12 protein-coding genes are annotated in these 13297 nt (G+C 46.4%); 2 read left to right on the forward strand and 10 right to left on the reverse strand.

Features of this window, described 5'->3' with window-relative positions; genetic code table 11:
- Complete coding sequence (locus tag DWZ67_RS00840) at positions 1-918, reverse strand: hypothetical protein (RefSeq protein ID WP_034532979.1); 918 nt, start codon at positions 916-918, stop codon at positions 1-3.
- An 80-nt stretch (positions 919-998) separates the two neighbouring features.
- The gene (locus tag DWZ67_RS00845; RefSeq protein WP_008665373.1) at positions 999-1496 is read right to left on the reverse strand and encodes a DMP19 family protein; all 498 of its coding nucleotides are present in this window, start codon (positions 1494-1496) and stop codon (positions 999-1001) included.
- 443 nt (positions 1497-1939) lie between these two features.
- On the opposite strand from DWZ67_RS00845, the gene DWZ67_RS00850 reads away from it, so the two are divergent.
- Both DWZ67_RS00850 and DWZ67_RS00855 read left to right on the forward strand, forming a co-directional pair.
- Positions 1940-2641: an iron-sulfur cluster assembly scaffold protein gene (locus DWZ67_RS00850; protein WP_005831848.1), complete on the forward strand. Its 702-nt coding sequence runs from the start codon at positions 1940-1942 to the stop codon at positions 2639-2641.
- 18 nt (positions 2642-2659) lie between these two features.
- On the forward strand, positions 2660-3670 hold the full coding sequence (locus tag DWZ67_RS00855) for a GGGtGRT protein (protein ID WP_005831851.1): 1011 nt from the start codon (positions 2660-2662) through the stop codon (positions 3668-3670).
- 59 nt (positions 3671-3729) lie between these two features.
- Here the strand turns inward: DWZ67_RS00855 and DWZ67_RS00860 are convergent, their stop codons facing one another.
- The 8 genes from DWZ67_RS00860 to DWZ67_RS00895 all read right to left on the reverse strand — a co-directional run bounded on the left by DWZ67_RS00860 (position 3730) and on the right by DWZ67_RS00895 (position 13132).
- Positions 3730-4767, reverse strand: a complete 1038-nt coding sequence (locus DWZ67_RS00860) for an alcohol dehydrogenase (protein ID WP_005832802.1) — start codon at positions 4765-4767, stop codon at positions 3730-3732.
- 27 nt (positions 4768-4794) lie between these two features.
- Positions 4795-5592, reverse strand: coding sequence for a TrmH family RNA methyltransferase (locus DWZ67_RS00865; protein WP_008665308.1), 798 nt, complete (start codon positions 5590-5592; stop codon positions 4795-4797).
- A gap of 51 nt (positions 5593-5643) precedes the next feature.
- Entirely contained in the window at positions 5644-8331 is a 2688-nt protein-coding gene (locus DWZ67_RS00870) for a transglutaminase domain-containing protein (protein WP_120137967.1), read from the reverse strand.
- Between the two features lie 85 nt (positions 8332-8416).
- On the reverse strand, positions 8417-8830 hold the full coding sequence (locus DWZ67_RS00875; protein WP_005832808.1) for a DUF2141 domain-containing protein: 414 nt from the start codon (positions 8828-8830) through the stop codon (positions 8417-8419).
- 27 nt (positions 8831-8857) lie between these two features.
- Entirely contained in the window at positions 8858-10783 is a 1926-nt protein-coding gene (locus tag DWZ67_RS00880; protein WP_120137968.1) for a TonB-dependent receptor plug domain-containing protein, read from the reverse strand.
- A 137-nt stretch (positions 10784-10920) separates the two neighbouring features.
- Positions 10921-11832 carry a LytTR family DNA-binding domain-containing protein gene (locus tag DWZ67_RS00885; RefSeq protein ID WP_005831863.1) on the reverse strand — a complete coding sequence of 304 codons (912 nt, stop codon included), beginning with the start codon at positions 11830-11832 and terminating at the stop codon, positions 10921-10923.
- Positions 11833-11898: 66 nt separating this feature from the next.
- The gene (locus DWZ67_RS00890) at positions 11899-12501 is read right to left on the reverse strand and encodes a sugar O-acetyltransferase (protein ID WP_016272870.1); all 603 of its coding nucleotides are present in this window, start codon (positions 12499-12501) and stop codon (positions 11899-11901) included.
- A gap of 55 nt (positions 12502-12556) precedes the next feature.
- The gene (locus tag DWZ67_RS00895) at positions 12557-13132 is read right to left on the reverse strand and encodes a Crp/Fnr family transcriptional regulator (protein WP_016272871.1); all 576 of its coding nucleotides are present in this window, start codon (positions 13130-13132) and stop codon (positions 12557-12559) included.
- Positions 13133-13297 lie beyond the last annotated feature (165 nt).

Consider the following 13297-nt stretch of genomic DNA (forward strand, 5'->3'; position numbering starts at 1 on the left):
TTAGTCAGTCGTTGTTTCTACAATAGACTTACGCTCTACTACAACTGTCTTGGTTTCTGCTTTTTCCAAATCCAAGCCATTAGGATTTACAACATACTCCACCACTATTGAAGATGGATATTCAGAACTTCCCACAGCCATTGCATATCGGGTGAAGACATCACGCAAATCATATGCATAATAAAAAATGGAAGGAATGTCCGAATTTTGCAAAGAAGTAGATGAAGTGGCTTTATCATCTGCGTTATAATGACGAAGATACAACTTCAAAGTCTTATTCGTACTATTGTTTTCTGACGGGTAATAAACTAAGGTAAATTTATGTACGCCTGCTTTATAGAGATAATAATTTATTGGCAATACCAAAGTTGTTTTATCATAAAAGAACCAAGGTTTGAATAATTCTTTATTATAACTAACTTTCTCAGAATTATCAATATCTATAATCGGAGCCTTATTGACAGAATCATTAGATGCTCCACGTTCAGTAATTAAAACCTTATCATCCAAACTAACGGCATATGTCAAAGAAACCGACTTATATTCTTTATTGTTTATCGGGTCCGGATTCAAAGTTTCATCATAAGTTCCTATTACATAAGCAATATTAGTGTTTGAATATTTAAATCCCATATTACTCTCTGCCTGTGTCAAAGATGCTGCCGTCGGACTAATTGTTGTTGCACCATCAAGCATTGTAAATGTAGTACCAAACATACCACCGCCGACCTTTACAAAGCCTCCTACGGTAGGAGCATAATCATTATCTGAATTCAGACACGAAGTAAACGAAATGCCCATCAACAATGTCAAGGCAACCATCAAGAATTTTAATTGTTTCATCTTTCCTATAAATATTAGAGTTTGCAAATTTAGATAAAAGAATTGAGTAATATAGTACTCTCCTCGTTTTTTCATTGTTTTTAAGATTAAATGAAAGATTAATCTAAATACTGCATGTCACAGTGATATTTAACATTTATATCAGTTAATCCACACTACACAATCTTGGCAAACAGCTCCAAATGCTCATCCACATAGCCGGCAACCAAAGCTGTATATTCCTCCTCTTTTTCCAAAAATTCATCTTCCAGTTCATCGAAAGCCTCATATTGCTCGTACATTGCCATAAATTCCTCGTCTGTGCGTTCGCGTTCCAAGTCGTCACGATGGCTATCGTATATTTTCTTGGCAGCATAAACCAACTTGCTCAAATCGCCCACTCCCCACAAACGCATCACTTTGGCAAACGGATTGTCGAAAATATAACCGCCATAACCATTTTGAATCAGTTGGCAGAAGCCCCCTTCCATCACTTCATCACGGAATATCTGATAGGCCAACAATGAATGCTGTTCACCGGTAAGCAAAGACATCGTCCCGGCAGTCATTTCTCCGCCTATTTCTTTCTTATAAGCACCGGTGAATACGCCGATGAATGCATCCATCCCTTCACCGGCAGCCTGGCGCAATGCCACATCTGTAACTTCTATCATAGTTTGTATTTTATTTAATGTGCCACAAAGGTAAGACTTTGCAGCCATAGTCAAACACGGACTCCCCTTTATTTTCTTCGCCTTGCCAACCAGTTGGCAGGATTTTGCCTTACCATTGGCAAGACTTTGCCACCGCGTTGGCAAAACTTTGCCATAGGCATGGCAAAAGTTTGCCAAGACGCAAGCAAGGGGTTGGCAAAATTACTTCCTGATTAACAAGCACATACCTTATTGATTCACAAACCCTATCAGAGACGAGAAAAAACAGTCAACTGCAAACTCCACTTTACATTCCGCAGAAATTCAGCTTCTTATTACTTCTTTTTAATAAAAAAGTCAAATTGAACAGTTGGCAGAAACGGGGAAAACAACTAACTTTGCACCCGACTAATAAAAGTGGACTACGTTTTTTTTAATTATATCACTTAAAAAAAGAGCTAATTATGACTTATTCACACGAAGTGGAACACATGTGTGTTGTGAAGAAAGGTCCTAATCACGGACCGGCTCCTATTCCCGAAGAAGGTAAATGGGTAAAAGCTAAAGAAATTGTTGACATCTCTGGTCTGACACACGGTATTGGCTGGTGTGCTCCTCAGCAAGGTGCATGTAAATTAACCCTCAATGTAAAGGAAGGCGTTATCCAGGAAGCTTTGGTTGAGACTATCGGTTGCTCCGGTATGACTCATTCTGCTGCTATGGCATCAGAAATCCTCCCGGGAAAGACTATCCTCGAAGCATTGAATACTGACCTCGTTTGCGACGCTATCAACACAGCTATGCGCGAACTCTTCCTGCAAATTGTTTACGGTCGTACTCAGTCTGCTTTCTCTGAAGGCGGTTTGATGATTGGAGCTGGCTTGGAAGACTTGGGCAAAGGTCTGCGCAGCCAGGTAGGCACATTATACGGAACGTTGGCTAAGGGTTCTCGTTACTTGGAAATGGCAGAAGGTTACATCAAGACTATCGCTTTGGACAAGAACGACGAAATCTGCGGTTACGAATTTGTTCATCTGGGCAAGTTTATGGATGAAATCAAGAAAGGTACAGACGCCAATGAAGCATTGAAGAAAGTTACCGGTACATACGGCCGCTTCACTGAAGAGCAAGGTGCAGTTAAACACATTGACCCACGTCACGAATAATATAAGGAGGAAAGACATATGATTAGAGAAGTAAAATTTGAAAGCCAAGACCGTCGTATCAAGCAGATTCTTGCTGCATTGAACGCAAACGGTATCAAAGACATCGAAGAAGCCAATGCTATCTGCGAAGCTCATGGTCTCGATCCTTATAAGACTTGTGAAGAAACTCAGCCCATCTGTTTCGAAAATGCAAAATGGGCATACGTTGTAGGTTGCGCCATCGCCATTAAGAAGGGCTGCAAGAACGCTGCTGAAGCTGCTGAAGCTATCGGTATCGGTCTGCAGGCATTTTGTATTCCGGGTTCTGTAGCTGACGACCGCAAGGTTGGTATCGGTCATGGTAACTTGGCAGCCATGTTGCTGCGTGAAGAAACCAAATGTTTCGCTTTCTTGGCAGGTCACGAGTCATTCGCTGCTGCCGAAGGTGCTATCAAGATTGCCGCTAAAGCTGACAAGGTACGTAAAGAACCTCTGCGTTGCATCCTGAACGGTCTCGGCAAGGACGCTGCACAGATTATCTCTCGTATCAACGGCTTTACATACGTTCAGACTCAATTCGACTACTACACAGGTGAACTGAAAGTAGTTCGTGAAATCGCATACAGCGACGGTCCCCGTGCCAAAGTAAAATGCTACGGTGCAGACGATGTTCGCGAAGGTGTGGCTATCATGTGGAAAGAAGGCGTGGATGTATCCATCACTGGTAACTCTACGAATCCGACCCGCTTTCAACACCCGGTTGCAGGTACTTATAAGAAAGAACGCGTATTGGCTGGCAAGCCGTACTTCTCAGTGGCATCCGGTGGTGGTACTGGTCGTACTCTGCACCCGGACAACATGGCTGCCGGACCGGCTTCTTACGGTATGACGGACACCATGGGTCGTATGCACTCAGACGCTCAGTTCGCTGGTTCTTCATCAGTTCCTGCCCACGTAGAAATGATGGGATTCCTGGGTATCGGTAACAACCCGATGGTAGGATGTACAGTGGCTTGTGCGGTTGACGTGGCTCAGGCTTTGAGCAAGTAAGTAGCAAGTAAATAATTACATAGAAAAAGAGGATAGCCTTCATTGGCTATCCTCTTTTTCTATCTACCCACAATCGCCACCTTTATCACCCCCTCCAGCCTATTCTCAAAAATACGGTAGGCTTCGTCAATTTCCTCCAACGAGAAACGATGTGTGATAAGCGGTGTGGTATCTATCTGTCCCGCCGCTATCAGGCGCAGTATCTCGGCACAATCGCACCCATCCACACCACCGGTCTTGAAGACAAGATTCTTGCCATACATCTCCGGCAAGGGCAATAACTGAGGCTGGTCATAAAGCGCCACAATGGTGACAATGGCATTGGGACGGGCACACTCCCATGCCAAGCGGAAAGTATCTTCCGTGCCGGCAACTTCAAGTACGACATCTGCCCCACCATGGTCGCTATGCTTCCTCACAAAGTCTTTGCAGTTTTCCGGCCCAATGACCAGCACCTCCGGATAATGCTCGCGGACAAAACGGATTCTTTCAGCCGACTGCTCGCAGACAATAATGCGACGGGGCTTCTTCAGCATGGAACAAAGCAGGGTACAAATACCCGTCGGCCCGGCACCGATGATGAGTACAGTGTCTTCCTCGGTTATTTCGGAGATACGGGCAGCCCAGAAGCCGGTGGCCAACACATCGCCTACCAAGAGCGCCTGCTCGTCGCTTACCGTATCGGGAATACGGTTCAGTCCCTGGTCGGCATAAGGCACACGTACATATTCCGCCTGGCCGCCATCGATACGGCACCCCAAAGCCCAACCGCCATTAGTGTCGGTACAGTTGTTCACATATCCGTGACGACAAAAGAAACATTTACCACAAAAAGTCTCCACATTCACAGTCACACGGTCGCCGGGCTTTACCGACTCAACTTCGGCACCCACCTGCTCTACGATGCCCACCATTTCGTGTCCTACCGTAATTCCGGGTACGGCGCGCGGTACACTTCCATGCTTTATATGCAAGTCACTGGTGCATATGCTACCCAGTGTCACCCGCACAATAGCATCACGTGCATCTTCCAATACCGGTATCGGTTTCTCAAGCAATCCGAACTTTCCGTGTTCAATATAAGTATATGCCAACATAATATATGCTTTTTTGAGTTATCACTTCTAAACGCGAAGTTGCCAGAAAGCAACAGCCGCTGCGGCCGCCACGTTCAGCGAATCTACACCGTGCGCCATGGGGATACGAACCACATAGTCGGCTCCCGCAATCGCTTCGTGCGAAAGACCATCTCCCTCAGTACCCATCACAATAGCCAACCGGGGCTCGGTCTTCAAAACGGGATTGTCTATGGAAATGGAATTGTCCGTAAGCGCCATGGCCGCCGTGCGGAAACCCAACTCACCGAGCGTATCCAGAGGACCGTCCATCCACGTCCACGGCACAAGAAAAACCGTTCCCATTGAAACCCGGACCGCACGACGGTTCAGAGGATCGCAGGAATTACGCGTCAACAGCACAGCATCCATGCCAAGAGCCGCCGCCGAACGGAAGATGGCCCCAATATTGGTGGTATCCACCACCCCGTCGATAACCACAATACGCCGGGCTCCCCGGCAGACGTCCTCCATACTCTTCGGAACCGGACGGCGCATGGCACAAAGAACACCACGCGTCAAAACGTAGCCGGTCAGCTCGGCAAGCAATTCCCTACCGCTTGTGTAGACGGGTATATCGCCACAACGCTCAATGATTTCAGCAGCATCCCCATAGATGTGCTTGTGCTCACACAAAAAGGCCAAAGGCTCGTAGCCGGCATCCAGAGCCACCTTGATAACCTTAGGACTCTCAGCTATAAACAGCCCTTTGTCCGGCTCAAGGCGATTGCGTAACTGGGCTTCGGTAAGGGTACTGAATATCTCCACACCGGGATGGGTCAAAGATGATATTTCGATAACAGGCATCGGATGATTTACTATTTGACGATTACTATTTACAATTCATGGCAGAAAGCCCTATAACCCCTTTATTGTCTTCATCAGTTGTTCTCCCAGTCCGATGGTATATCCTTGCGATACAAAGACCACCCGATTGAAAGTATCGGCTATGATGAATATCGGCAGGCTCTCTTTATGCTTCAACTTCATGCTTTCTGCAATCTGCGCAGCGATACCGTCCGTATCTATACCATAAATAATGGTAGAGGGCAAATCGGGGAATGACTCGCGGGCGAACTTGCCGGCTTTGGCCTCATCAGGGAACAGCAACACCATCTTACGCCCCCACTTCTCCAAATCAGCCTTGAATGAAGCGATGTCGCGCAACGCATGATTGGTTGGCTCTTGATTGACACCCAGAATGCCTACGACAAAGTAACCGCGCCCACAAGCCTGCAGCAGACTCTGCCGGGCTGCGGAGCCGGCGTCCGGCAGCGGAGTGAAGAGAGACTCCGAATTAAAGTTCCCGATAACCTGCACCTCATCCTCGCTCTCGCGCATCACCAATTCAATTTCCGTTGTCTTCTCCGGCAGAATATTGAAAAAGGTGGTTTTAGAAAGTACCGCACCGCTGGCAAGGCGTGTACCGGTCACCAAAACATAATCTCCGGCCTCCAGAGCTGTTCCTTCCTTCAGAAGATTGCTCCATGTAGTACCGCCGCCCATATCTGCATCGCCTTCGTCATAGGAAAGCAATTGCAAACTGCCCTGCGGGGTCTGTTTGGAAAGAGTGAAATGAGAATAGTATTTCGGGTTATCCAACGAACGGATAGGCTTATAGGAAGCCACCAACTTTCCCTTCGAAGCAATTCCTTCTGCCATAAAGACCGGCTCTTCCGGATGATGGTTCAAGTCCACATCCATCGCACCATCATCCCCTATCAACTGTACTTTGCCGGTCACTCCGTTGATACGGGCAGGGATTGCCATGCTGCGTGCCATGGAGACGAAGAAAATGTCACGACTATGGGCATCAGCCACACGGGCCTTCCAGACCCCTTCCGGAGAAATGGGAGCCCCTCCCAAATTACAGTCATTGTCTACCCGGATATTTTGGGCCACCCATGCCACCAGTTTCATCGGTTCTGCCTTGTATGCCTCAGCATCTTCCTTTGAGACGGCTTTCTTGAAAAATCCTTTATAGGGGGTCAGTATTTCGTTGCTTACACGAGGATTGCGCACATATCTGCGGAAATAATCGGGATTCTTGCACATGCCGGATTGCATGTGGTCCATCAGAACTTCCAGTGTAACGTCGCGGAGGTCTTTTGCCGAAATCCGTTGGAGCAGGTCCAGACCTCCTCTTTTGGACTTTTCAGAGCGCAACCGTGCCATGAAGTCGGCAATGACCCGATGGTTTCCTCTGGAAGCGACCAGTATCCGTGAAACGGCATCTTCGTCGAGCTTGTACTGCCGGGCAAAATAACGCGCCGTCTCATCCGTCATGAACATAGACACATAAGCGTTGCGGATGGAATCTTCATGGACCATGCGGCGGTCATTCGCCGCACGCTGTTCGGGCGTAACCGCCGGCAACTCCGCATTTTCGGGGGGCGGCACAAGTTCAAAATCTACCGCATGGCCGTCGCCGGCAGTCTTATCCATCTTCACAACCAGTTCATGGTCCTTACCGAAAGACAGTTTGGCATAGCCGAATTTTCCGTCTTTGGAAGCCCATACCAGCATGTCACCCTTACCGGCCGTCAAAAAAGCCTTTCCCTCTGCATCGGTCTGCTTCCGGGCTACAGTATAGAACTCCGCATAATTATAGAGCTTGAACTCCACACAAGCATCAGACACCGGATTTCCATGTCCGTCCATGACCGTAACTGTGGCCTTAGCCGTCGGTGCATAGTTACCGATTACATTGATTTCCGTATAAGTAGGAGTGACAGACATCACTTCCTCCGCTCCTTCATAACGTCCGAAGACCTTGGTATGCATCAGCATACCGCGACTGGCCGGAGCATTGAACCAACCAAGGTTGAGTACCGGTTCGGGTTCGCAGGCTCCAAGAAAATACCATTTCCCGTCTGCCCATGCTTCTACCCACGCATGATTGTCGTCGGTATGCGCCCACCGGGGTGTGTAGACCTGACGGGCAGGGATACCCACCGAACGCAAGGCGGCAACCAGCAAGGTAGATTCCTCGCCACAACGCCCGTATGCCGTGCGTACCGTTGCCAAAGGCGAACTGGTACGGGCATCGGAGGGAGTATAGATAGCCTTCTCGTGGCACCAGTGGTTCACCTCCAGAATGGCATCATAGAGGGACAGAGACTTGACACGATTCTTCAGTTCTTCGTAAAACACTACCCGTGCACTGTCCAGATGCTCATTGTTGACCCGCACCGGAAGTACAAAATGACGAAACAAATCCTCAGGAATAACTTTTCCCCAAGGCATCTCATCGGCAGCCTTTTGGGAGGCGCGCACGTTCATCAGATGAAATTCTCCGGAATAATCGGCAATGTCTGCCAAAGGCATATAGGCATAAAGGAACTCCAAAGCTTCGCGTTCGTACGACGTCAAGTCCGTATCGAATATGGCAAACAAATCGCCCTGCGGCAACCTTTCTTTTTTTTGATTGAAGTCTTGCTCCACACGTTGGCGGTAAGAAGTGTCTGTAATGAAAGAACGTTTGCCGCAAGAGGCAAGCAAACATACCAGTCCGAGAAATCCCAGAAGTCGTGCAACTCGTTTCATAATGCAATTATTAAGGTTGAGCCACAAAAATAGTGTAAATCGTCCGCAAAAGAAAATTAATTCCCGTTTTACTTACATAATCACTCTACTTCAGATGTATCACCAAAGTCGTGTCTCCGGAAAAAGTGAAGCTGCATTTGTCATAAGACGGCGGACCCATAACGCCTTGAGCATCATTACTGAACCCGTACTTCTCTGTAGGAATGCCGAAAACGGCAGTATCCAGTTTCCCGTTTCCGTTCTCGTCTTGAAACAACGAAATGGCATACGTACCCGTAGGTAACCCCTGGCAAGGAATGGAGAGCGACGTATCTTTCACATCTATCCGGAAGGCGGTCAAGGGTTTCTTCATGAATGTTTCTTCCGAATTGTAGATGGCGACATAGAGATGCCCCTCCACCTTTTCAATGTCACACACTTCAATAGTCAGGTTCTGGGCAAAGAGCAGCTGGGCGGCACTTTGCATTACAAATACTAAAAAAATAATCATTGCTTTCATCTTTGTTTATTTAAAAAGGGTTATTGTCTAAAAATTGGATACATCGTAGGCGGCCTTCTTGCCTAAAGTCACATATACTCCTACATAGAAAAAATGGTCGCTGGAAGCCAGGACAGCCTTGTTATCCACCTTACCGAACTCATTCTTCCGGCAAAGGATATTGCTGGTGGAAGCATGGATGATTACCTTCTTGCTTGCCAGGAAGGTCACACCCAAATCCAGACTGTTATAAGGCTTCACTTCATCGTTCATCAGACCCGGCAGCATGGGGTTATGATAAGGACGTCCGCTACTGAAACGGTCGGTCACGCTGACAATGGAACGCAGGCGAGGCAAGGAATACTTCACCACCCAGGCTGCATTATGCCGTGTAGCATACTGAGGAGTAGTCAGTTCCAGATACTCCCGATATTTACGTTTGGCTATATTATAGGTATAGGATAACTGGTATTCCAGATTCTTGAAGGACGCTCTATCACGGAAGAACAAGTCTATGCCTTTGCTGTGTCCATAACCGTTGGAGGTCAAGAATACAGCTTTCGTATCGGCATCCGTTTCCTCCAATGCCAGACGGTCATAATCCTTATAATAAAGTTCAGCTTTACAGAAACGCCCTTCATAGTCGTACTGAACGCCTAAATTGTACTGCATACATACTTCCGACATCAACTGCGGCCGACGCACCAGACAGTTGTTCTCGGGCAACTGTGTGTATCGCCCTACAATCCCCGACAGCATCATGTTTCCCCAATAATAGTTCGCCGCCAGCCGGGGAGAGAAATTCATCTTACGGTTCGGAGAAGTGTATTCCGTGCGAAAAGAAAACTCCATCTTCAATTGTTCCATCGGATAATAAGCCATCGAAAAGAAACCCGCACCAATGGTAGGCGACATGCGATTGCTGTCATCCGTCCCGCACAACAGATAATGATTCCTGTAATTGCGGATATAGCTCTCTATCCCCATATCCAGGCGGAATACCGATGACAGCCGTTTGGAAACTTTAGCCTTCAGATGCGTCTCTTGCTGATGTTCCAGCCAGTTATCACCCGAAACAACTGCTCCTCCCATTCTCCGGTTATAGTAAGAATAGGCCGCCCCTGCAAACCAACTCCACTCTCTGGAAGTATGCCTGCGAAAGGTTGCATTTACATAGATATTGTCTTCACCCAGCCCGAACAATCTGCGGTTATCCCCTTCGTAAGTGGAAAAGTCCGTCCGGTCGTATTGTGCGTAAACCTTCCATACCACTCTTTCATCAAGAGTATAACGGAACTGGACAGCTCCGGAAAACATCCGGTAAGGCTTCTCGAAATCCCTCCTGCCCGAATAAACCTTGTCATACAAACCCAGGTTCTGATAATTCAAGTCAACAGACAAGGATCCTCTGTCAAAAGTCTTTGTGCCCCCTCCACCAACACCGACAACGGAAGCGTTCACTCCGACTTTATCGACCTTGCTGTAATCTTTTGTTTCCAATGGCAAGACTGCCGAAAGCGCTTCTCCATATTCTTGTGAAGCGCCTCCCGAAGCAAGGTTTACCCCACTGAACATAAATGTAGAGTAACGGCTGCGAGCAGGGGTATTTATTCCGTTCGAAGTATAGGGATTCAGTACATGCATTCCATCAATAAAAGTCTGCGTCTCGTAACTGCCTCCACCACGTACCAGCAATTCACCGGTTTCACCCTGCACTTGCGTACCGGGCAAAGTCTGCAATGCCTTGTATAAATCACCGTTCGCACCGCCCACCGTGACCAGTTCCACCGGATGCATATCGCTCCAACGGCTGTTGGCAGCAGGAGTTCTGGCTCCTTTTACCACTACTTCTTCCAAAGCGACACTGTCTATATTAAAATTCAGACGTACTGTATCGGTCACTGATTTCTGCGCTACGGAAGGCTGTGTATAAAGTAATACACCCAATATCCCAAAGACTGTTTCCCGTTTCATATCTTTACATTCGTTGTGTTTCCTGCCGCAAACATAAAGGAAGGGTATAAGACAAAAAAATATCCGGGACAGACAGCCCGGATATGTGACAACCAACAAACTCTTTGTGACGAACAACGTATTTCTGTGACGAGTGACTAACTCTTTGTTCGGTTTTCAATCAATGCTTTCACCTCTTTGGCGTATGCGCGTGAAACCGGAACCTCTTCTTCGCAACCCTCCAGATTCAGCTTATATCCCTGAGAGTTTCCATCTACTTTCACCACCATCCGGATGTTTACAAGAAAGGCCCTATGGCAACGGATAATAAAAGGGCAAGCAGAGACAGCTTCCTCTGCCTGCTTCATGGTGGCACGCAACAATCTCCATGTAATTTTCTTTTCTTTATCCGAATCTGAACGGTAACCTACTTTTACGTAATTCCCCTTTGCCTCTGCATAAAGGAAATCTCCGGCCTTTACTTCCAGCATTTCTTTGGTGCCACCGGCAAACACCAACGCTTCTTCCGAGGAAAACACCTTGTCTTCCAAGCTCGCTATCCCAACTTCCGGGGATATTCTCCTTGAAAGGTGACCGTTCATCTCCATAGCTTCTTTCAGATTGCGGGTCAGTTGCAAATTGCGGTTCCACATCAGAAAAAATATGGTAGGAAAAGGTGCCAGCACCATTACCCAAGACAAAGCCAGAAAGAACAACCGCTTGTCCAACCACATTCCCATCAACCATGATTGATAGGCCCAAATCCCCACTGCTATCAGCAACAACATCAGCAGCAAATTCAACACATGCTTACCCAATGTCCAGTTCTGCTCCTTGTAATAAGCAGGAAATAATGCCGGAAGCAAATAGGTGAAAACTCCCGAAGCACCTGCCGCAATCAATGCAGAACCGGCAACCACCCCAAACACACTTCCCTTTATCCGGGAAATACCGAACGGCTGAAGTATATATAATATCAGAAAAATAATGGCCGAAGGTATCACTACTGCCTTCCAGCGTTGATAAAACGTAGGATAAGGACTCCGCCAAAGTTCCACCAATTTCCCCATAAGTATATAGTCTCTCTTGTTTACATGGTAATATATGCAAAGATAATACATTTACTCAACACATGCTCATACAGATACTATATTATCAATCTGTTTTATCACACGACAAGGATTTCCCACTGCCACACAATTCGCAGGAATAGAACGGGTAACCACACTCCCCGCCCCGATAACACTGTTCCTCCCGATGGTGACACCAGGCAAAATGACAACCCCTCCACCAATCCATACTCCATCCTCTATTCGTACAGGTAAGGCATACGTACGGCAGATTTCTTGTCCTTCCGGACAGTCCTGCACCATACGTTCATCTACTTTGGTAGAATGGGTTGCCGTATATATCTGTACATTAGAGGCTATCAAGACGTTGCTACCTATGTCAATACGATTGTTGTCCACAAAGGTACAATTCATGTTGACAATTACCTTGTCGCCCATAAAAATATGCTTGCCACATTCACAATGGAAGTCAATATCCACATGCACATTCTTGCCTACATGTCCCAACATCTCACACAACAACTCTCTCCTGCGCTTGCTATCGGCATAATCTGTGGCATTGAACTGTGCCAGGAGACGTTTTGTACGCAAAATCATCTCCACTATTTTCGGATCCCTGCTTCCTATAAAAGGTTCGCCAGCCATGCACTTTTCATATTCTGTTTTCATACGCATCCTTTTTTTGCGGACAAAAATACAAAACTCTAATGTATAGGAATTTATCCTATGTTAAAAAATACCCCTTTGCCCTAATACGACTCAATGATTGTTGTGTAATGCCAAGGAAAGAAGCGATATGTCCCAAAGTCACTCTATGAAAAAGGGCCGGACACTCACTCATTAATTTTTCATAACGCTCATACGCAGACAAGTTGAGGCGAGATATATGAATATCTTGTAAGCGAAGAAAATTTTCCTGTTGTAACACCCTCATCCAATTTGCAATATCTATATCTGACTTATACAACTCATTAAGCGTTTCAATGGAAATAGAATAGACCAGTGTTTCTTCCAATGTTTCCACGTATTCAAAGCCTGCTTTGTTCCTATATAAATCCCACGAGCCACAAGCTACATCACCTTCCATAGAGAACCATGTCGTTATTTCTTTTCCATCGTGCAAGGTGTACGAGCGTGTCATTCCCTTCTCTATGAAGTGGACTTGCCTATCAAATTGTCCTGCACGGATAATAAGTGTTTTGGCAGGAAACACTTGCTTTTCAAAACCATGTGTCAATGCTGCCAATGCTTCATCTGAAACCGGATAATAAGCTCTTATTGTTCTGACAATATTCTCCATACTAAAATATTCCTTTTTACAAAGGTATAAAACAAGGAAGAGTTTGCGAAACTTGCGTAACATATTTGTCATATATAGATTGCAAAATCTAGTATTTCTAAAGAAAATAAAGGATGAATGGCTATTTTTTATGTTATAAAACACATTTCTCGCAAACATTTCGTA

It is taken from the genome of Bacteroides sp. AF34-31BH (assembly GCF_003602795.1).
GTDB lineage: Bacteria > Bacteroidota > Bacteroidia > Bacteroidales > Bacteroidaceae > Bacteroides > Bacteroides uniformis.